This window comes from Niveispirillum sp. CC-CTL257 (assembly GCF_059489915.1).
Genome location: NZ_JCAJXE010000001.1, coordinates 1,407,762 through 1,428,534 on the forward strand (window position 1 = coordinate 1,407,762; position 20,773 = coordinate 1,428,534).

The following is a 20,773-nucleotide window of genomic DNA, read 5'->3' on the forward strand; positions in this document are numbered from 1 at the left end:
CTATATAGGCGGTTGCAGGTCCGACAGGAAGGGTTCCGAAGGGAATGGCAGAAGCGGTCCTTGCGCGGGCGCAAGTTTCCATGGCTTCATGGCGAAATGGTTAACGATCCGTCAACGCAGAGCCAAGGGGACTGCGAGGACACCGTGATCAGTGACATTTGGGGGAATAATGCTTTCCATCAAGGGCCTGTCTCATATCTATGGCAATGGCGTCCAGGCGCTGACCGACGTGACCCTGTCGGTGCCGCGCGGCATGTTCGGTCTGCTGGGCCCCAATGGTGCCGGCAAATCCACGCTGATGCGCACCATCGCCACGTTGCAGCAGCCGACATCCGGCCAGATCATTTTTGATGGAATCGACGTTCTGGCCGACCCCGTGGCCCTGCGCCGCACGCTGGGTTACCTGCCGCAGGAATTCGGCGTCTATCCGCGCATCTCGGCAGAGGACATGCTGGACCATCTGGCCGTGCTGAAGGGCCTGACCAACGCCAAGGAACGGCGCGAGGTGGTGACCGCCCTGTTGCAGCAGACCAACCTCTATCAGGTGCGCAAGAAGGCGCTGGCTGGATATTCCGGCGGCATGCGGCAGCGTTTCGGCATTGCGCAGGCCCTGCTGGGCGACCCAAAGCTGATCATCGTGGACGAACCGACCGCCGGCCTGGACCCGGAGGAGCGCAACCGCTTCCACAATCTCCTGTCGGAGATCGGGGAGAATGTGGTGGTGATTCTCTCCACCCACATCGTGGAGGATGTGGCCGACCTCTGTCAGAACATGGCGATCATCGTCGGTGGCCGCATCGTGGCGGAGGGGGAGCCGCTGGCCCTGATTGAGGGCATGCGCGGTCGCATCTGGCGCAAGGTGGTGGACAAGGCCGAGGTGGCCGACCATCAGGCCCGCCATCAGGTCATCTCCACCCGCCTGTTCGCAGGCCGCAGTGTAGTGCATGTGGTCAGCGACAATGACCCCGGCGATGGGTTTGAACCCGTACCCGGCAGCCTGGAGGATGTCTATTTCTCCACCCTGCGCGCCAGCCGCGCCGCCGCCTGAGCCGGGGAGCATAGCCCATGTTTGGCAAGATCGCCTGGTTCGAGCTGCGTTACCAGATACGCCAGCCCGTCTTCATCGTGAATGCGCTGGTCTTCGGCCTGATGACCTTTCTGTCGGCGACCATCGACAATATCCAGATCGGGTCCAGCGACGCGGTCCATATCAATTCGCCCTTCGCGGTGCTTCAGACCATTTCCATCCTGTCCATCTTCGGCATGTTCATCCCCGTGGCCATCCTGGCCAATGTGGTGCTGCGCGATCATGAGACGAAGATGGCGGGGATCATGCATTCCCTGCCGGTCGGCAAGTATCCCTACCTGATCGGCCGCTTCACGGGTGCCTTCGCGGCGGTGGTGCTGGCCTTTTCCATGACGGCGGTGGGCATGGCGCTTGGCAGCGCCATGTGGTGGCTGGACCCGGAAACGGTGGGACCGTTCCGGCCCGGCGACTATCTGTTCACCCTGGGTGTCATGGCCGTGCCCAACCTTCTGGCCATGGGCGCCATCTTCTTTGCGGTCGCCACCGCCACGCGCAGCCTGATGCTGACCTATGTCAGCCTCGTGGCCGTCCTGATCATCTATCTGGTGACAGGCCGGGTGTTCAGCGACCCAGAATTCCGCGACATCCGCGCCCTGCTGGACCCGTTCGGCCTGCCCGCCATCGGCAATATCGTGCGCTACTGGACCGTGGTGGAACGCAATACGCAGATGGTGCCGCTGGAGGGCATGCTGCTCTGGAACCGCCTGCTCTGGACCGGGATCGGGCTTTCCGTAACCGCCCTGACCATCTGGCGGTTCAGCTTTGCCGAACGGGTGCCGCGCAAGGCGGAGAAGGCCAAGGCCGATGCTGCCGCCCCCATCGTCGCCCCCGCCCTGCCCCGTGTGGCTACCCGCCACGCCTTTGCCGACACGCTGGCGCAGTTCCGCCTGCGCACCGCGTTTGAGGTGAAGGCCGGCGTGAAGAACCTGGGCTTCATCGTGCTGCTGGCGCTGGGCGCCTTCAACGCCCTGGGCGCCCTGACGCGCATGAGCATGCTGTATGGCACCGACATCTACCCCGTCACGCGGGAGGTGGTGGAGCTGTTGAATGGTGCCTTCTCCATCGTGCCCCTGGTCGTCTCCGTCTATTTCGCAGGCGAGCTGATCTGGCGCGAACGCAGCGCGAAGTTTCACGAGATCATCGACGCCACGCCCACCCCCAACTGGGTATTCGTGCTGTCGAAATTCGCCGCCATGGCCGTGGTCCTGATCCTGCTGATGCTGGTGGGCATGGCCATGGGCATTGGTGTCCAGGTCTTCCGCGGCTTTGGCGGGCAGATCGAATTCGGCCTCTATGTCCGCTATCTGCTGGGTGCCACCGCGGCGCAGTTCCTGCTGTTCGCGGTCCTGTCCATGTTCTTCCAGGTCCTGGCCGGCAATAAATATGTCGGCATGCTGATCATGGTCGCCTGGATGATCCTGAACATGGTGGCGGGCCGTCTGGGGCTGGAGGATAATCTGCTGCTCTATGGCGGTGCCCCCAACATCCCCCTGTCCGACATGAACGGCATGGGCCATTTCGGGCCCGCCAATGCCTGGTTCAGCCTCTACTGGGCCTTCATGGCCGTCATCCTGATGGTCCTGGCACAGCGCGCCTGGACACGCGGCACCATGGCCCCCATCGGTCAGCGTCTGATGTCCCTGGGCAAGGGCTGGACGCATGCACAACGTGGTCTGGTCGCCGTCTGCCTTCTCGGTTTCGCCGCCGTGGGCAGCCATATTTTCTACAACACCCACATCCTGAACGAGATCGTCACCAAGAAGGAGGGCGAGCAGTTCCGGGTGGATTACGAAAAGACCTACCGCGCCGCCCTGGAAAACCTGCCACAGCCGCGCGTGACCGATGTGCGCACCGACGCCGACATCTTCCCCGATGAACGGCGGATGGAGGTGCGCGGCCATTACATGCTGGAGAACAAGACCGGCGGCGACATCCCCGTCATCCATGTGCAGTTCCAGCCGCCGCAATCGGGGCTGGAAGTGCTGAAGCTCGACATTCAGAATGGCGGCGACATCAAAACCGACGCCAAATACAATCTCTATTCCATCACCCTGCCCACGCCGATGAAGCCGGGGGACCGGCTGGCGCTGGATTTCGTGACGCGCCTGCATAATCAGGGCTTCACCAATGGCGGCGGGCCGACGGAGATTGTCCCCAACGGCACCTTCATCAACAACATGGCGGTGACGCCGGGCATCGGCTTTGTCGACGGCATGATGTTGCAGGGCCGCGCCGACCGCCGCAAATATGACCTTCCCCCCAATGACCGCATGGCGGCACTGGAGGATGAAAGCCAGTGGCGCAACAATTACCTGCGCAGCGACAGCGACTTCGTGTCCTTTGAGACCACCGTTTCCACCAGCCCGGACCAGATCGCCATGGCACCGGGTTACCTGGAAAAGGAATGGACGGAGAATGGCCGGCGGTATTTCCATTACCGTATGGATGCGCCCATCCTGCATTTCTATTCCTGGCTGTCGGCGCGTTACACCGTCAAACAGGACAAGTGGAAGGATGTGGACGTCTCCGTCCTTTATCATGCGCCCCACGCCTATAACGTGGACCGCATGATCACGGCGGTGAAGGACAGCCTGGATTACTACAGCACTGCCTTCGGCCCCTATCAGCACCGGCAGATGCGCATCCTGGAATTCCCGGCCTACGCCACCTTTGCCCAGGCCTTCCCCAACACCGTCCCCTATTCGGAAAGCATCGGCTTCATCGCCGATGTGCGCGACCCGGACAAGATCGATTATGTCTATTACGTCACCGCGCATGAGGTGGCGCACCAATGGTGGGCGCATCAGGTGATGGGCGCCAACGTTCAGGGCAGCACGCTGCTGTCGGAAAGCCTGTCGCAATACAGCGCCCTGATGGTGATGGAACGCGCCTATGGGCCGGACAAGATCCGCCGCTTCCTGAAATATGAGCTGGACAGCTACCTGCGCTCCCGCGGTGGGGAGGATCGGGAGGAACAGCCGCTGGCAAGGGTGGAAAACCAGCAATACATCCATTACCGCAAGGGCTCGGTGGCGCTCTATTTCCTGCGCGATCAGTTGGGGGAGGATGTGGTCAACCGCGCCCTGGCCCGTTTGGTGGCGGAGACCAAATACAAAGCCGACCCCTACCCCCGCTCCACCGACCTTGTCCGCCTGCTGAAGGCAGAGGCGGGGCCGGACAAGGCCGACCTGATCACCGACACGCTGGAAAAGATCACGCTATATGATCTGAAGGCCGTGTCGGCCAGCGCCGAAAAGCAGGCGGATGGCCGTTACAAACTGTCGTTGACCGTCAAGGCCGGCAAGGTGGAGGCCGATGGCCAGGGCAAGGAAACCAAGGTGCCCCTGTCCCTGCCCATCGATATCGGCCTGTTCACCGCCAGCCCCGGCGATGACGGGTTCGACGCCTCCAAGGTCGTGGCCCTGGAAAAACGCCCCGTGGATGACAGCACGTCGGTCATCGAGTTCGTGACCGACAAACTCCCCACCCACGCCGGCATCGACCCCTACAACAAACTGATCGACCGCAACTCCGACGACAACATCGTGAAGGTCGAGGTGAAGTAAAACGGACCAGCGGGGGGCGTCAGGGCAGTTTTCAGTCTACGGAAGCATGCTCCGGCGCCCCCTCGTCCAACCACCCCATTCGGGGTGGTGGATGGCAGGACATATTGCACTTGTCATAAATTTGAGACATCAATCGCCGATTGGCACCGGCATCGATGCGGGCGAAAAACCGCCCCACCCATTCGGTATTTTTCACGCCCCTGGAGACCGGGTACATGGCTACCGCTCTGCGCCTTGGGATTATCGGCGTACTGCTGATCATGGTGCTGACGCCATTGGCCCGCGCCACCCCGGCGCCCGACCTCGTTGTCGTGACAGAGGAATTTCCCCCCTTCAGCTATATTGACCGTCCCACGGGAAAGGTCACCGGCGTCTTGACGGTGATGGTGGAGACGGTGCTGAAAAAGGCTGGGGTCCGGTACACGATCAGGGTCCTGCCCTGGCAACGCGCCTATCAGATGGCGCTGACCCAGCCGAATGTGATGATCTATTCCATGGCCCGTCGCCCGGACCGGGAGGACCTGTTTGAATGGGGCGGCCGGCTCACCACGGTCAGCTTCAGCTTTTATCGGCTGCGCAGCCGGAAGGATGTGAACCCCACCAGCATGGAAGATGCCAAGCGCTATCGCGTCGGCGTCACCCTGGGCGATTTCACGCACCGCTATCTGGAACAGCAGGGTTTTGTGCCAGAGACGGCGGGCGGCGGCCTGGTGCCGGTACGGGAGGTGGAGTTGAACATCCGCAAGCTGTTGGCCGGCAATATCGACCTTGCCCCCTTCACGTCCCTGGGGCTGACCAGTGGATGCAAGGCAATCGCCCTGGATTGTGCGCCGTTGGAACCGACGCTGCCGATCCCCGGCCTGCAATCCGACCATTATTTCGCCTTCAGCCGCACGACCGACCCCGCCCTGATCGACAGCGTCCGCCTCGCCTACCGCGACCTGTCCGCCGTCGGCACCCTGACACCTGTGGTAACGGAGTGACCGTGGCGGACGGGCCCGACAACGGTCCCGTCACGCCGCGTAACGGCCATCGCCGCATCAATGGCGCGGTGCAGGTCCAGCAGGACACCGACATGCCCCGCCGCCAGCACCGGGGATGTGAAGGTCAAGGTGAAGTTGGCCGAAAAGGCACACGGGGGGGCACCGGTGGGCACCCCCATGAGGTCGTTCACTCACGGCAACCGGCCCTTCCCCGCCGCCGTTCCCTCTGCCATCACCCCGCCCCGTCCTCCATCGTCATCCCGGCGAAAGCCGGGACCCAGCATAAGGCGCGATCAGCGCCGATATGACTCAATACCGGCGCGAGCAAGCAGCAGGCTCGCCCCGCCACTGAACCAACCCCGTAGCGCGGATTAGCGAAGCGTAATCCGCGAACTCTCCACCACACCATCCATCACCCGCAAATCTTCACAGGCGGAATCAAGCAACCGCATCGTCAGGCCCCCGAACGGCGCACTGCGCACATGTCCTTGCAGACGCAGCCTGTCCGCGACAATCAACAGCTTCAACCGGACATCTCCGGCACATATCGCCCGTGCCGCCGCCAGTTCTCCCACCAGATCGGCCAGCCCCCGGCTACGCGCGGCGCGCTCCTCCTCATCCAATCCCGCCACGGGCAATGACAGGGCCTGCACCCGCCCATAGACACGGCCCACCGATGTCTCATCACCCGATATCATTCCCACCCCGTCACCCGTTCCGCGCACCCGCTCCGCTAGTGGGAAGGCCACGCTCGCGATATCCGGCAAAGACATTAATAGATATCTATTAAATATCAAGGAGGATATCCATTAAATCAGCTCCCGATATCGCCTTGACCCCTGCCCGGATATCGGCGACACACGCCCTATGGCCCGTCCCTTGAAATATGTTCAGCAGATGCTCGCCCGCTTCCCCGAGGGGACCTTTGAGCGGATGGACACGCTCCTGCACCCCGGCGAAGACCGCGCTTCTCTGGTCCGCGCCGCCGTGGAGACGGAGTTACGACGGCGGGAAATGTCGGAGGAGCAGCCTGCTAGGCGGTATCGGATCAGGTGGCGGGGGTAGAGGTAATATGGGGCCGAATGCGGACAGTCCAATGTCCGGGTATCTATAGTCGAAAGCAGGCATCAAAGAATCTGCTGCTGCGGTCCGATTTCGGCCCAAGGTCAGCGATGCTGATCCCATGGAGTATAAGTGTATCAACAGGTTCCGACATCAGAACGGCAGCTATCAATGCACAATTATCGGTCGTTTTGGCTCGCCGCTTTTTTGGGAACAAGCTATAGTGGCCTCGCGGGAAGTGAGGTGATCGATGTACATCGAGAAGGTCAAAATCAAGAATTTCAAATGCTTCGAAGGTTGGTTCGAGGTTGATTTCAATCAGGGCGTTAATATCATTGTTGGCAATAATGAGGCTGGAAAATCCACGCTGCTCGAAGCGATCCATCTGTGCCTAACGGGTATGCTGAATGGAAAGTATCTTCGCAACGAACTATCTCCCTATCTATTTAATAGGATTATCGAGCGGGCGTATCTAGAGAGTCTCGTCACTAAATCCCCTCTACGGCCGCCGGAGATACAGATCGAACTGTTTCTTAACGGTGATGACGAGGCGCTGGAAGACCTTCGTGGAAACGGCAACTCCGAGAAGAATGACAAGGCACGTGGCCTCCTTTTCTCAATCGAGTTTGATAAGAAATACGACGGCGCCTATACAGAGTTGCTGAAAAGCAAAGAGATCAACTCTATACCCTTGGAATTCTATCAGGTCCAATGGTTGGAATTCTCCCGCCAGCCAGCAACAGCCCGCACCATTCCTGTCAAGTCGGCCCTCATAGATTCAACGAACGCGCGTGTGCAAAGCGGTTCGGATATGTACATCTCTCGCATTGTCAGAGAGTTGTTGGACGACAGGGAACGTGTTGCGATATCCCAAGCCCACCGCAAGCTGAAAGACGCCTTTAAAGCCGACGGCAATGTCGGCGCCATTAATGAAAGATTGGCGGAGGCGGCGAAGATTAGCCGAAAGAAGGTCAGTATCTCGGTCGATATGTCGTCTCATAATGCCTGGGAAAACAGCCTTATGACTTATATTGAGGATGTGCCCTTCCACTATATCGGCAAGGGCGAGCAATGCATCGTCAAAACGCGCCTCGCGCTGAGTAGCAAAAAGAATAGGGAAGCGACCGTATTGCTGATCGAGGAACCGGAAAACCACCTCTCACACTCGAAGCTCAATCAGCTCATCAGCGATATCAGCACCGATAATAGCGGCAAGCAAGTCATCATCACCACGCATAGTAGCTTCGTAGCGAACAAACTTGGATTGGACCACCTGATACTGTTGCGGGAAGCGAAGGTCACGAGGATCAAGGCTCTGGACGCGAGCGACTTTTTCCATAAGCTGCCTGGCTATGACACGCTGCGTCTCGTGTTGTCGCAGAAGTCGATTCTTGTAGAGGGCGATGCGGACGAACTGGTCGTTCAACGGGCCTACATGGATGCCAACGGCGGAAAATTGCCGATTGAAGACGAGATTGATGTCATCTCGGTAGGGCTTTCGTTCCTGCGTTTTCTCGAACTGGCGACGGAGCTGAAAATCCCCGTTGTGGTTGTAACCGACAACGATGGGGATATTGCCGCACTCGAAAAGAAGTACGCCAAATACAAGGGCGTTGATCATATCACAATTTGCTATGATACTGTGGTCGATGATGGCGACTTAGTCAGCGGCAAGCCTTTCAACTACAACACTCTAGAGCCGAAGCTGGTCAAATCCAATAGCGTCGAGACCTTCAATACACTGTTCGGCACCAAACATGATCTCGATAATCTTCATCGTTATATGAAGAACAATAAGACTGAGTGTGCGCTGGCGATTTTCTCAGCAAAGACCAAAATCAGTTATCCGAAATATATATTGGATGCGATTGCCAAATGATGGGGCCGAATAAGCTCTTCATTGCTGCGGCAGGCTCGGGGAAGACCACCTACCTCGTCAGGCAGGCGCTTGCGGTTGAACAAAAGCGGGTCCTCGTCACCACCTACACGGAATCGAACGAGGAAGAGATTCGGCACAAATTTTTTGAAATCAATGGCTCGGTTCCGGGCAACGTGCATATCCAAACGTGGTTCAGTCTGCTGATCGAGCACGGGATCAAACCCTTTCAAGGAAAGCTGTTCGATTGGGACGTCGCTGGCATGAATCTGGTTTCTCAAAGGTCCGGCTTTCGCGGGCATGACAAGCAGGGCCGTCCCATGTATTGGGGTGAGGCCGATTTCAGACTCTGCTACTTCGATCGTCGAAATCGCGTCTATTCAGACAAATTGTCGAGGCTGATGATACGGTGCAACAAGGTGTCGGACGGTGCTGTAATCGAACGGCTTTCCCGTATCTATCCCTTTATTTTCGTAGATGAGGTGCAAGATCTGGCAGGCTATGACCTCGACGTTTTGGTAGCGCTCTTCCAAAGCCCCGCCAACGTCGTCATGGTGGGTGATCCCCGCCAGGTCACCTATGTGACCCATCTGGAGGCTCGCCTTAAGAAATACAGGGGTGGAGGCATTGCCGACTTCATTCGGGAGGAACTTCCGCGAAAGGTTACCTGTGATATTGATAATAACAGCCTCATGACATCGCACCGAAATAGCGCCGCTATCTGCGAACTGTCGTCAAAGCTCTATCCAAAATTGGCTGCTGCGACCGTTTGCAAATGTCCTGACTGCCGGCAGCCGGCCCCCGATGATGCGGGTCTCTTCATCGTCCGGCGAAAGGATCTGCCCCGTTATCTCGAGACGAGGCGACCGGTGCAGCTCCGGTGGAGCTCGACCGTCCAGATCGCATCTCCCGATCTGCCGGCGCTAACGTTTGGACGGTCAAAGGGCCTCGGCTTCGACCGTGTCATTATTTATCCCACCAAAGAAATGATCGACTGGCTGAAAAATACCCAATCGGAGTTGAAGCCCGAAACCCGCGCAAAACTATATGTCGGTCTCACCCGCGCGAGGCATGAGGTGGCAGTGGTCTACGACCCCGCCGACGGTGAGGTCATTTCAGGATTTTCCGTTTTCGAATAGGCACATCACCGGAACATGTTTCCGGAGCCACCTGCATGCTAAAAGCTCCAGCCGCAAACTGCCCTAGTCGTGAGTAATGTCCGCTTTGAGGCTATTGCAGTTAAGGGCTCAACGACCACGATGGAGCGCGAAGCAGACCTTCGTCCGCCTCCCTGCTACCTGCGCCTTACCTTGCCCCGCCCCTCCACACCTGACATGATCGGCGTATGACCTCTTCCACACTCCGCCACACCATCGTTGCCGCCACCCTGCTTGCCGGGGCCGTACTGACGGCGAGCGCGCCCGTGATGGCTGCGGCGTGGGAGAGCAAGCCGGGAGAAGGGGTTTTGTGCCTCTGGGCCATTGCCACGACGGCGGCGGAGGTGGGCAAGCGTTGTCCCGTTACGGTCGATCCGGCCTATCAAGCCGCCCTGGAGGAGAATGTCGCCGCTATGGACCGCTATGTCGCGGTGAATGGTGGATGGGACGATGCCCAGATCGCGGCGTTCAAGCGAAATAACGCCAGGGTGGGCGCTGATCCTGCATTTCTTTGCACCCCTAAGATGGTGGGCTTATGGGACAAGTTCCGTACCAGGGGTGCTGAACTCTTACGCGAAGAGGTGGGCAAACTGTTGGAACGGCCGGGCAATCCGACATTCGGTGACTGTCTGTAGCCTGCCAACGCCCCGGCACACCATCACTCCCGCCCCTTCACCACAACACCACCCACCTTTTCAGGCGCATGCCCATTGGGTTACGGCCTACATGCGGATAAGGGAAGGGGTGCCTGCGTCCGGCAACACCCGCACCCCAACCGCTGACTTCCCCCCGCCCCCGTGTTATACTGCGCCCCTCAACACCCCACCCATGTCCGCATCCCGGCCACCGCCGTTGCTGCGAAACAAAACCTGTTTTCGTGTTTCACATGGTTGCGTAGGCCGCCGCCCCGTGGCAGCCCACGCCCTGTGAAACATCCTGTCCTGCGATGTTGCACAGCGTTTCACATCCGCCCTGCCCCGCCGGTGCCGGGGCCTGTCGGGGTCGCCGCCGCCCTTCTGAAACAGACAGGGATTTCGTGTTTCACTTGGTTGCGTGGGCCGGCAAACCCGCCGCTGTCTTACTGTCTCGGCAGGCAAAAAGGGCACAGGCAGTAAAACCGTTGCGAGCGGTCACAGAGCCTCTGGTCAAACCTTACTGATCTGTTAATCTCAATCTCGCGCATGCGAAACGAAACCGGTGTCGGCATCGCCCTCGACAACGGATCGCAAGGCACGAAGGGCGCAGGGGGCTCTGTTGAGCGGGTCTGGAAAAGGTGTTGACGACCTGTTGTCGTCCTATGACGCCAACGGCTTCTATGATGAGCTGTTCGGCTCTGCCAGCAAACCGGCATCGCATACCGAGGCCGTGAAGGACCGGCTTCGACAACTTCAATATGACGATCTGCGACGGCGCGCGTCTGACGCGGAGCGGGAGCTGTATAACCTTGGCATCACCTTTCTGGTGTATAGCGATGCCAAGGCCGTGGACCGTATCCTGCCCTTCGATGTGATCCCCCGCATCATCGCGGCCAAGGAATGGGCCCATCTGGAAAAGGGCGTGCAGCAGCGCATCGCGGCGCTGAACATGTTCCTGCATGATATCTATCATGATCAGCATGTGCTGAAGGACGGGATCATCCCGGCAGAGCTGGTGTTGGGCAATGCCAATTACCGGCCGCAGATGCAGGGCATCACCCTACCCTTCAAGACCTATATCCACATTGCTGGCGTCGATCTGGTCCGCGACCATGAGGGCACGTTCCGGGTGCTGGAGGATAATGGCCGCGTGCCGTCGGGCGTGTCCTATGTGGTGGAGAACCGCCACATGATGCTGCGCGCCTTCCCCGACCTGATGGGCGATATCGGCCTGCGCAATGTGGAGAATTACGGCGCCAAGCTGCTGGAGGCCATGTGCGAGATCGCACCGCCCCGCCCGAATGAGGATGATGGCCGCGACCCGCAGGTCGTGCTGCTGTCGCCCGGTGCCTATAACTCCGCCTATTTCGAACATATCTTCCTGGCGCGCGAAATGGGCGTGCCTCTGGTCGAAGGGCGTGATCTGGCCGTCATCGACGACAAGGTCTATATGAAGACCACCGGCGGCCTGCGCCGGGTGGACAGCATCTATCGCCGCATCGGCGATGATTTCCTGGACCCCAAGGCCTTCAATCCCGACAGTTTGCTGGGCGTTCCGGGGATTTTTGAGGCCTATCGCAAGGGCAATGTGGCGCTGGCCAATGCCATCGGCACCGGCGTGGCCGATGACAAGGCCGTCTATGCCTATGTCCCGCGCATGATCAAATATTACCTGGGCGAAGACGCCATCATCCCCAATGTCGACACATATATCTGCCGCGAGCCTGACGCGCTGCAATATACGCTCGACAATCTGGACAAGCTGGTGGTGAAGCCGGTGGGCGAGGCTGGCGGTTACGGCATCACCATCGGCCCGCGCGCCACAAAGGCCGAGCTGGACGAATGCCGGGCCAAGCTGCTGGAGGACCCGGCCAATTATATCAGCCAGCCCATGGTGCCGCTGTCGGTCTGCCCCACCTTGACGGAGGAAGGGATTGAGCCGCGCCATGTCGACCTGCGCCCCTTCGCCATCACCGCCAAAAGCACCTGGGTGCTGCCCGGCGGGCTGACGCGCGTCGCGCTGAAGAAGGGCACGCTGATCGTGAATTCCAGCCAGGGTGGCGGTTCGAAGGATACCTGGGTCCTGACGGAGGGCGGGGAAGCGGAGGCGGAGCCGGTGGCCGATGACAGCACCGATCCGTTCCACACCCAGTCGCAGTCACAATCCCAGTCCTCGTCATCCCAGTCCCAGTCGCAAAGCCAGTAAGGGGAGAACCGGACATGGCAGCCCTTCTCGCCCGTTACGCCGAATGCATCTTCTGGATGGCCCGCTATATGGAGCGGGCCGAAAATCTGGCCCGCATCCTGGATGTGCATGAGACCTTTGCCCGCGACAGTTTCGGCTCCACCAACTGGTTGCCGATCCTGCGCCTGAACGCCGATGAAAAGCGCTTCTTTGAGCTGTACCCCACGGCCAGCGTCAAGAATGTGCTGAATTTCTACGTGCTGGATCAGAACAACCCCACCTCCATCATCGCGGCCATCGCGGCCGCTAGAGAGAATGCGCGGCAGCTGCGGCCCCTGATCTCGACCGAGATGTGGGCGCATCTGAATATGTTCTATAACCGGCTGCTGGCGCTGGAACCCGCCACCGATCTGGCCCAGCACAATATCCAGCGGCTTTGCGCCTCCATCAAGGAGGCCTGCCAGACCCATACCGGCATTACGGAGGGCACCTTCTTCCGCGATCAGGGCTGGTACTTCTATCAGCTGGGCCGCAATCTGGAGCGGGCGGATCAGGCGACCCGCGTGCTGGACATCAAGTACCACACCCTGCTGCCCAGCCCGCGCGATGTCGGCACCCCCATCGATATCAGCCAGTGGAATAGCCTGCTGCGCTCGGCCGCCGGTTATCACGCCTTCCGCCGCGTCTATCCGCGCGGCATGACGCCGGCGGCGGTGGCAGGCTTCCTGCTGTTCAATGACAATTTCCCGCGTTCGGTCCTGGTCTGCATGCGGGAGGTGGATAGCCTGTTGAACCGGCTGAACAGCAAGTACCGTCTGCGTCGGGGCACCCTGCCGCTGGAACGCTCGGACGAGCTGTTGGGGAACCTGTCGAACCAGACCATCGAGTCCGTCATTTCCGTGGGCCTGCATGAATATCTGGATGGTTTGCAGATCAATTTCGGCAAGCTGTCCAATGACATCGCACAGGCCTTTTTCCTGATCGACGAACCGGGTACGCTATCGGCCTGATCCATCCTCCCTCCACCCCACCCCGCGCCAGGGCCACGAATGAGCGTCATCCCGCCCCTGCACCGGCCCCTGCAGCAATTCTTCCGCTCCGGCCCCATGCCCTGCCCCTACCTGCTGGGCCGGGTCGAGCGGAAGCTGTTCACGCGGCTGGTGGGGCCGCAGGCGGCGGAGGTGAATTCGGCCCTGTCGCGGGCCGGGTTCCGGCGCAGTCATGACATCGTCTATCGCCCCGTCTGTCCGGGATGCAGTTCGTGTGTGCCGGTGCGCGTACCCGTGGCGACCTTCGCCCCCAACCGGACCAACCGCCGCATTCTGCGGGCCAATGCCGATCTGGTGCTGGACGTGGTGCCCGCCGCCTCCACGCCCGAACAGTTCCAGCTCTTCGCTCTCTACCAGGACGCCCGCCACAGCGACAGCGACATGAACCGCATGACGCCGGGCGATTTCGCCTCCATGGTGGATGAAGGCCGCGTCAACACCTTCATGGCGGAAACCCGCGATCCCGCGGGCCGCCTGCGTGGGGCCATGCTGGTGGACCGGCTGGAAGATGGCTATTCCGCCGTCTACAGCTTCTATGATCCCGACGAACCCAGGCGCAGCCTGGGCACGCATCTGATCCTGGCCATGATCGAACGCTGTCGCCAGGAAGGGCTGCCCTATCTCTATTTAGGCTATTGGATCGAGGGCAGCCCCAAGATGGAATATAAGGCGAATTTCCAGCCGCTGGAGGCCTTGGGCCGCGACGGCTGGGCGCCCCTCACGATTTAGGCTTCCATCAGGTCGAAATGGAAGGTCTTGGCAATGATCTGCCAGCGCCCATCCAGCTTCACCAGGCTCAAAAAGTCGGTGAAGAACTTCGGTCCCATGGCGCACCGGGCATGGACCAGGGCCGTCACGGGGCCGGCAAAGGTGATGGAGACCACTTCATCGCGCGGCACTTCTCCCCGGCTGGCGGGGGATTGCCGGGCGGCCACGATGGGCAGATAGGCATCCATGGTCAGATGGGTCAACCGCCCCTCCGTCGCGCAGGCATAGACGGCCTGCGGATGGAAAATCTGGCCAAGACGGGCTGCATCGGAATGATACAGCCCGCCGAAATACTCGGCCATCAGGGCGGTGACCCCGGCGAAGTCGGCATCAGCCGGGGTCGTGCCATCCATCAGATCAGACCTTCCGCCTTCAACGCCGCCTGCACGCCCGGACGGGCCGCGATGCGGGCGCGATAGGCCGACAGGTTCGGCCACTTCACCAGATCCAGCCCGACATAGGGCGACCAGCCCAGCACCGTGAACAGATAGCCATCGGCCACCGTAAAATCGGCACCCAGCAGATACTCACGGCCATCGGCCAGTTGCACCTCCAGCGCGTCGAAGCGGCGGCTGACATTAGTCGGCACGGCGGCCTTGGTGTCGGGGTGCGTGGCCGGGTTGAAGAAGGGGCTGAAGCCCTTATGGACCTCGGTCGCGATGAAGTTCAGGGCTTCCTGCACACGGGCACGGGCCAGTGTGGCCGGCGGCGGCAGCAGCTTGGCCTCAGGCTTCAGATCGGCCACATACTGCATGATGGCCGCACCCTCGGTCAGCAGCTCCCCTTCGTCCGTGACCAGGGCAGGAACATAGCCCTTGGGGTTGATCGTATAGAAATCAACACCGCCAGCGGTCTTGTGCGTCGGCAGGTCCACGGCCTCAATCTCCGGATTGAAACCGGCCTCGCGCAGGGCGATATGGGAAGCAAGGGAGCAGGCACCGGCCTTGTAGTAGAGCTTCATGGTGATCCTCAATTATTGAACGTAAGGCCCCTCAGGGGTTTGCGATGGCGCGGAGGATGGCGAATGAAGTTGCGATTGTATAGCTGGTAACTTCTGGTAACCTGCATTTTGAAGTTTCGAACCGGTAACCGGAATCTCCGCGCCATGGCCTTGAAAATCCGCAAGAACCCCGTTGTGCCAGCACCCTACTGCCCCGTGTCGGAATTCATGAACCTGTTGAGCGGTGCCTGGACCACGCATGTTCTGTGGCATTTGCAGGCAACGCCTCGCCGCTTTGGTGAATTGCGGGTGGACATGCCGGATATTTCGGCCAAGACCCTCACCGCCCGGCTGCGCATGCTGGAACAGCACGGGCTGGTGGCGCGAACCGTCATGCCCACCTCTCCACCCTCCACCGAATATAGGCTGACCGATCTGGGGCAGGAGGTTTTCCCGGTTCTGCGCGCCATTGCGGATGTCGGGTGGAAGCTGAAGCTGGGACGGACGGGCCAGGAAACCTGCGACGAGGCGGCCTGATCAGCCATTACTCTGACACCGGTGACAGTTTGCGACATGATCGTACTAGGAAACCGGTGTCATGTATGATTTACTCGGGACTTGAGAGGTGGCCGGCAGAGCCGCCGATGGAGAGAAGCCCGGAGATGTTCGAATGCCCATTGCCGCTTTCAAGCGCGCCCTGATCTGTGCCTGCCTACCGTTGATGCTGGCACTGCCCGGCCATGCCCAGTCCGCCACCAACAGTCCTGCCAAGCAGGAGGCCGTACAGGCCCCAAGTCGTGACGAAATCCTGGCCACCATGAAGCGGGCGGCCCGGTTCATGATGGAGGAAGCGGCCGTCAATGGTGGCTATGTCTGGCAATATCTGCCCGACTTTTCCCGCCGTTGGGGGGAATTGGAAGCCAACAAGACCATGATCTGGGTACAGCCGCCGGGCACAGCCACGGTGGGGCACCTGTTCCTCGATGCCTGGCACGCCACGGGCGACAGCTGGTATCTGGATGCCGCCATGAAGACGGCGGACGCGCTGATTAAGGGGCAGTTGGAAAGCGGCGGATGGAACTATGTCATTGATACGGCGGGTGAGGACTCGCTGAAGCGCTGGTACGATACTTACGGCAAGAACGCCTGGCGGATGGAGGAATTCCATCATTATTACGGCAATGGCACCTTTGACGATGCCGGCACTGCCGAGGCAACGCAGTTCCTGCTGCGCCTGTATCTGGAGAAGAAGGACAAGGGCCTCAAGAAGGCGCTGGACAAGGCGCTGGGCTTCATCCTGAACGCGCAATATCCCAATGGCGGCTGGCCGCAGCGTTTCCCCCTGGTCAAGGATGGCGGGCTGCATGGCAAGCCGGACTATACCGGCTACATCACCTTTAATGACGATGTGTCAGGCGAGAATCTGGAGGTTCTGATCTTCGCCTATCAGGTGTTGGGCGATAAGAAGCTGATCGATCCTATCCGGCGCGGCATGGACATCTTCATCGCGACGCAGCAGCCACAGCCGCAACCCGCCTGGGGCCTGCAGCACCGCACCACCGACCTGAAGCCGGCGGGTGCCCGCACCTATGAGCCGGAGGCCTTTGCCACCCATACGACAGCCAACAATATCAAGCAGTTGTTGAGCTTCTACCGCCTGACCGGCGATGCCAAATATCTGGCGCGCGTGCCGGAGGCGCTGGACTGGCTGGACAAGGTGCAGTCACCACAGAATCTTCGGACCCAAGGCCGGACGCACCCGACCTTCCTGGAGATCGGGACGGATAAGCCGCTGTATCTGCATCGGCGCGGATCGAATGTGGTGAATGGCGAATATTACACCAGCGACAGCCCGAATGAGGTGATCGCCCATTACGGCTCCTTCCGGTCCATCGACACCGCCGCCCTACGCTCAGAATATCAGAAGCTGGCGGCCACCAAGGGAGAAGAGGCTGCGAAAGGGTCTCCCTTGCTGGCGAAACCCGGCACCTATGCCCTGCCCCGCTATTTCACGCTGCGCGACGTCGATGTGTTCGACATGATGAAGAAGGACAAAGAAGAAAAGGTGGCGGGTGCCGACAAGCTGGCAGACTTGGTCCGAGGCTTGAACACACGTGGATACTGGCCGGTGAAGCTGACCGCGACGTCCAACCCCTATGTCGGCGATGGTCCCGCCACGCCGACGGGCGGGGAATATCGGGCCACGCGGGTGGGTGATCTCTATGACACCTCCCCCTACAATGCTGATTACCCGGTGGAAGGCATTTCGACCGCCGCGTTCGTCAAAAATATGGGCGAACTGATTAAGGCGTTGGGGAAATAAAGACCCGCGTCAGATATCAAGGCTGACCTGATGGCTGTCCGGGGTGACGGCCATCAGGGCGTGGATGTAATTGGATATCTTGGTGGCCCGCTCACTGTGCAGGCCCAGAAGCACCTGCATCTGCCGGCCCAGTTCGACGGCATCCACTCCATCGTTGATTACCGGAGAGACTAGGTCTTCGACCGGCGCAGGCTCATCCGCCGTCATGGCAGCCAATGCCTGTTCCGGCGTGGGCGGCGGCGGTGGCGGCTGGCCGGCGGGATGATCGGGCTGCCGGTCGGCGAAGCGGCCCAGATTGTGACGGATACGCTGCTTCTGCGGCGTTGACAGGTCGGGAAGGCTTTCAACCTCATCCATCACCAGATCAATCAGGCGATGGCGAAGGCTGCGTCCCTCCCTCCCCTTTTCTTCCCGCCGTTGCCGTTCTTCAATCCGGTTTACGCCCAGGACGTGACGATCCTTCGACGGCGGCGTCACCGGCGTGGGCAGTCGCTGCAAAGGGGGCGTATAGAAAACCATTGTTGATTTTATCACGCGCCAGACGGCGGCAGGTCCGTTGATTTCAAGGGATCAACGAACCTCGTCTCCTTTCTGACGCATAGGAAACCTGTGCGAGCAGAGATTGTTTGGTTTCCTGATCTATTCGATTCCAGGCAATGCCGTTCAAGGCGCCATACAGGCCCCAAAGCGCATTGAGCGATACATCGCGTGGCCGGATATGCTTCAGACGCAGATAGGCAGCAACGGCCCCGACCGACCGAAGTGTCGCCACGCTATCGATGTCAGCTTCCAGAAGCCATCGAACGGTCTTGGGACCAAGGCCGGGCAGTTTTTCCAGATCGGTCACTGCGGGCGTTTCACCCCAAAGGCCGGATGCAGCAGCCGGTCCCCCGGCTTGATCCCCAGCTTGGCCGACAGGCCGGCATTCAGCTCCAGCACGGCCAGCGCCGGGCCAGCAGACGGCAGCGGCGTCAGGTCCAGCGGCTTGCCATGCTGGATGTTCAGGATATAGCCGTTGGCGTCGATGAAGATGATGTCCAGCGGGATCAGGGTGTTCTTCATCCAGAAGGACAATGGCCGTTCTTCATCGTTCAGGAACAGCATCCCCTTCTCGTCTGCCATTTTCTCCACGAACATCAGGCCAATGGCCTGCTGCTGCGGGGTCAGGGCCAGATCGACATTGAAGCTGTGGCGCTGGCCGCCCTTGGTTTCGATGACCAGATTGTCGCGATTCAACCCTGTTTGCGGTCCCATCTGGGCAGCGGCATCGGGAATGGCGGCGGGCAGGATGATTGGCGACAGCGACAGCGACAGCAGCAGTGCAAAGGCCAGACGGCGCAGCAGCATGATGGTTCCCAGCGCGGGGTTACGTTCCATCAGACCTTACCACAGGTCGCGCACGGATGCTGCGGCCTGCCGCACCATGTCGCGGATAGGCCCCTCATGCGGTGGATCGACCAGACTGTCGAACCAGCGTGCAGGCGGGTTGCGTCCTTCCCGCCGGTCCCAGGTCAGCGACTTCAGAACATCCACCGCCGCCGGGGTCAGGGGGGTGTCCGTCGGGTCAATGCCATTCAACACAGCCCAGATACCGGCCCAGGCACGGCCCACCGACCAGGGATTGTAGCCGCCACCGCCAACCACGATGGTGCGCGGGGCCAGCCCCACCAAATCGCCCACGGCCCGCCAGAGGGCGCGATTGGACAGCGACAGGCGCGACAAGGGATCGTCGGCCAGGGCGTCGGCCCCCGTCTGGATCATCATGGCCTGGGGCCGGAAGGCGACGGCCAGCGGGATGATCGCTTCCTCCACCACATGACGGAACTCATCATCATTCAGACCGGCAGGCAGCGGGATGTTGCGGGCCAAGCCACCGGCCCGGTCCTCCAGCTTGCCCGTGTAGGGCCACCGCGCCTCTTCGTGGGTGGAGATGGTCAGGACACGTTCATCATCGTGAAAGGCGTCCTGCACCCCATCACCATGATGGGCATCCAGATCAACGTAAAGGATACGATCAAGCCCTTGGTCCAGCAGCGCCATAATGCCCAGCACGGGTGCATTGAAGAAGCAAAAGCCACTGGCCCGACCGGGGCGCGCGTGATGTGTGCCGCTGGCCGGGGAGTGCACTACACCCCCATCACGGACAAGATCGGCCGCCAGGATGGCGGCGCCGGCGGCGATGGCGGGGCGGCGGTACATTTCCGGGAAAACCGGATTCTCCAGTTTGCCCAGCGCATAACGAAGTGCGGTGTCCAGATCGACCTTCTGATCCCGCTCCGCCCGCTGCACCGCCGCGATGTAATCGCGATCATGGAAACGGGCCAGCTGTTCGGGCGTCGCCTGCGGGCTGTCGATAAAGCGGTTATCCTCCAGCCAGCCCATGGCGCGGATCAGATCGGTTGCCACCGATACGCGCGGAATGGAAAGCGGATGTTTCCGGCCATAACTGGAATGACGGTAGATCTCCCCGCCCAGGTAAAGCGGGCGGGCCATGGTGGCGGCGGAAACGATCTTGGCGACGCTGTCGGGCATGATAATCGTAACTTATGTTGCGCCGCCACATGGCACAAGGGTTTGAAAATTATTTCACCGCTTCGTGATCATAGGAAAAGACGCGCGACAGTTTCCAGCCATCGGGTTCCAGCCGCCAGAGCTGGCTGAATCGGGCCTTGCCCGCCAGCTTTTCCGGGCCGTCGCCCTTGCGTTCATAAAAGACGTGGTCACCTTGCTGGAACACGCCGATGCCGGCGATTGGGTGCAGGGTCATGCTGCCCCGCACCAGTTCCCGTCGCGAACGCCAGGCATCGGGGGCTTTGCGGGCTTCACAATTCTTGCGGTAAAGGTCCAGCATGGCGGTGGCGGACCGCGCCACTTCCCCACCCTTGTCGTGATACATCTCGAAATCGGGCGTCAGCATGCGCGCGACCCGGTCGGGGTCGCAGCCTTCAAAGAATACATCGAAGAATTCTGCATCCGCCTTTTCGATGGCGGCGGTCAGCGCCGGCCCCTCCGGCAGGGTGGCGGCAGCGACCGGAAAGGCCAGCGCGGAAAGCAGTGCGGCTATAAGGATGGTGCAACGCATATCATGACCCCTTGATCAATCTGCCCGCATCAGACGGCATCCAATCGCCCACGCCAAGAG

At 60.4% G+C, this 20,773-nt stretch carries 19 protein-coding genes; 11 read left to right on the plus strand and 8 right to left on the minus strand.

Going from position 1 to position 20,773, the window contains the following annotated elements:
- Nucleotides 1-169: 169 nt before the first annotated feature.
- From ABC729_RS06720 to ABC729_RS06730, 3 genes are all read left to right on the plus strand, one after another.
- Nucleotides 170-1,048 (plus strand): ABC transporter ATP-binding protein, encoded by an 879-nt coding sequence (locus ABC729_RS06720; RefSeq protein WP_495606864.1) that lies wholly within the window; start codon nt 170-172, stop codon nt 1,046-1,048.
- Between the two features lie 17 nt (nt 1,049-1,065).
- Nucleotides 1,066-4,653, plus strand: coding sequence for an ABC transporter permease/M1 family aminopeptidase (locus ABC729_RS06725; protein WP_495606865.1), 3,588 nt, complete (start codon nt 1,066-1,068; stop codon nt 4,651-4,653).
- A gap of 215 nt (nt 4,654-4,868) precedes the next feature.
- Nucleotides 4,869-5,636, plus strand: coding sequence for a substrate-binding periplasmic protein (locus tag ABC729_RS06730; protein WP_495606866.1), 768 nt, complete (start codon nt 4,869-4,871; stop codon nt 5,634-5,636).
- A 371-nt stretch (nt 5,637-6,007) separates the two neighbouring features.
- Here ABC729_RS06730 and ABC729_RS06735 read toward each other — a convergent pair whose 3' ends face one another.
- A complete protein-coding gene (locus ABC729_RS06735; RefSeq protein ID WP_495606867.1) occupies nt 6,008-6,385 on the minus strand; it encodes a hypothetical protein in 378 nt (125 codons plus the stop codon).
- A gap of 563 nt (nt 6,386-6,948) precedes the next feature.
- Here ABC729_RS06735 and ABC729_RS06740 point away from each other — a divergent pair.
- The 6 genes from ABC729_RS06740 (at nt 6,949) to ABC729_RS06765 (ending at nt 14,329) form a co-directional block, all read left to right on the plus strand.
- Complete coding sequence (locus ABC729_RS06740) at nt 6,949-8,577, plus strand: ATP-dependent nuclease (RefSeq protein WP_495606868.1); 1,629 nt, start codon at nt 6,949-6,951, stop codon at nt 8,575-8,577.
- Entirely contained in the window at nt 8,574-9,713 is a 1,140-nt protein-coding gene (locus ABC729_RS06745; protein ID WP_495606869.1) for a UvrD-helicase domain-containing protein, read from the plus strand. The genes ABC729_RS06740 and ABC729_RS06745 overlap by 4 nt, the downstream gene beginning before the upstream one ends.
- 206 nt (nt 9,714-9,919) lie before the next feature.
- On the plus strand, nt 9,920-10,366 hold the full coding sequence (locus tag ABC729_RS06750) for a hypothetical protein (RefSeq protein ID WP_495606870.1): 447 nt from the start codon (nt 9,920-9,922) through the stop codon (nt 10,364-10,366).
- Between the two features lie 619 nt (nt 10,367-10,985).
- Complete coding sequence (locus tag ABC729_RS06755) at nt 10,986-12,572, plus strand: circularly permuted type 2 ATP-grasp protein (protein WP_495606871.1); 1,587 nt, start codon at nt 10,986-10,988, stop codon at nt 12,570-12,572.
- 14 nt (nt 12,573-12,586) lie between these two features.
- The gene (locus tag ABC729_RS06760) at nt 12,587-13,561 is read left to right on the plus strand and encodes an alpha-E domain-containing protein (RefSeq protein ID WP_102111367.1); all 975 of its coding nucleotides are present in this window, start codon (nt 12,587-12,589) and stop codon (nt 13,559-13,561) included.
- 39 nt (nt 13,562-13,600) lie between these two features.
- A complete protein-coding gene (locus ABC729_RS06765; RefSeq protein WP_495606872.1) occupies nt 13,601-14,329 on the plus strand; it encodes an arginyltransferase in 729 nt (242 codons plus the stop codon).
- Here ABC729_RS06765 and ABC729_RS06770 read toward each other — a convergent pair.
- On the minus strand, nt 14,326-14,721 hold the full coding sequence (locus tag ABC729_RS06770; RefSeq protein WP_495606873.1) for a nuclear transport factor 2 family protein: 396 nt from the start codon (nt 14,719-14,721) through the stop codon (nt 14,326-14,328). The genes ABC729_RS06765 and ABC729_RS06770 overlap by 4 nt on opposite strands.
- Nucleotides 14,721-15,329, minus strand: coding sequence for a glutathione transferase GstA (gene gstA / locus ABC729_RS06775; RefSeq protein ID WP_495606874.1), 609 nt, complete (start codon nt 15,327-15,329; stop codon nt 14,721-14,723). Before gstA ends, ABC729_RS06770 begins: the two co-directional genes overlap by 1 nt.
- A gap of 144 nt (nt 15,330-15,473) precedes the next feature.
- On the opposite strand from gstA, the gene ABC729_RS06780 reads away from it, so the two are divergent.
- Complete coding sequence (locus ABC729_RS06780) at nt 15,474-15,845, plus strand: winged helix-turn-helix transcriptional regulator (protein ID WP_495606875.1); 372 nt, start codon at nt 15,474-15,476, stop codon at nt 15,843-15,845.
- A gap of 133 nt (nt 15,846-15,978) precedes the next feature.
- Complete coding sequence (locus tag ABC729_RS06785; protein WP_495606876.1) at nt 15,979-17,631, plus strand: pectate lyase; 1,653 nt, start codon at nt 15,979-15,981, stop codon at nt 17,629-17,631.
- 9 nt (nt 17,632-17,640) lie between these two features.
- Here ABC729_RS06785 and ABC729_RS06790 read toward each other — a convergent pair whose 3' ends face one another.
- Genes ABC729_RS06790 through ABC729_RS06810 form a run of 5 tightly spaced genes read right to left on the minus strand, consistent with a single transcriptional unit; the run spans nt 17,641 to nt 20,713 of the window.
- Entirely contained in the window at nt 17,641-18,150 is a 510-nt protein-coding gene (locus tag ABC729_RS06790) for a hypothetical protein (protein ID WP_495606877.1), read from the minus strand.
- 43 nt (nt 18,151-18,193) lie between these two features.
- A complete protein-coding gene (locus ABC729_RS06795) occupies nt 18,194-18,478 on the minus strand; it encodes a TfoX/Sxy family protein (protein WP_495606878.1) in 285 nt (94 codons plus the stop codon).
- The gene (locus ABC729_RS06800) at nt 18,475-19,008 is read right to left on the minus strand and encodes a DUF192 domain-containing protein (protein ID WP_495606879.1); all 534 of its coding nucleotides are present in this window, start codon (nt 19,006-19,008) and stop codon (nt 18,475-18,477) included. Before ABC729_RS06800 ends, ABC729_RS06795 begins: the two co-directional genes overlap by 4 nt.
- 6 nt (nt 19,009-19,014) lie before the next feature.
- A complete protein-coding gene (locus ABC729_RS06805) occupies nt 19,015-20,163 on the minus strand; it encodes an acetoin utilization protein AcuC (RefSeq protein ID WP_495606880.1) in 1,149 nt (382 codons plus the stop codon).
- 49 nt (nt 20,164-20,212) lie between these two features.
- Nucleotides 20,213-20,713, minus strand: coding sequence for a nuclear transport factor 2 family protein (locus ABC729_RS06810; RefSeq protein ID WP_495606881.1), 501 nt, complete (start codon nt 20,711-20,713; stop codon nt 20,213-20,215).
- Nucleotides 20,714-20,773: the final 60 nt, after the last annotated feature.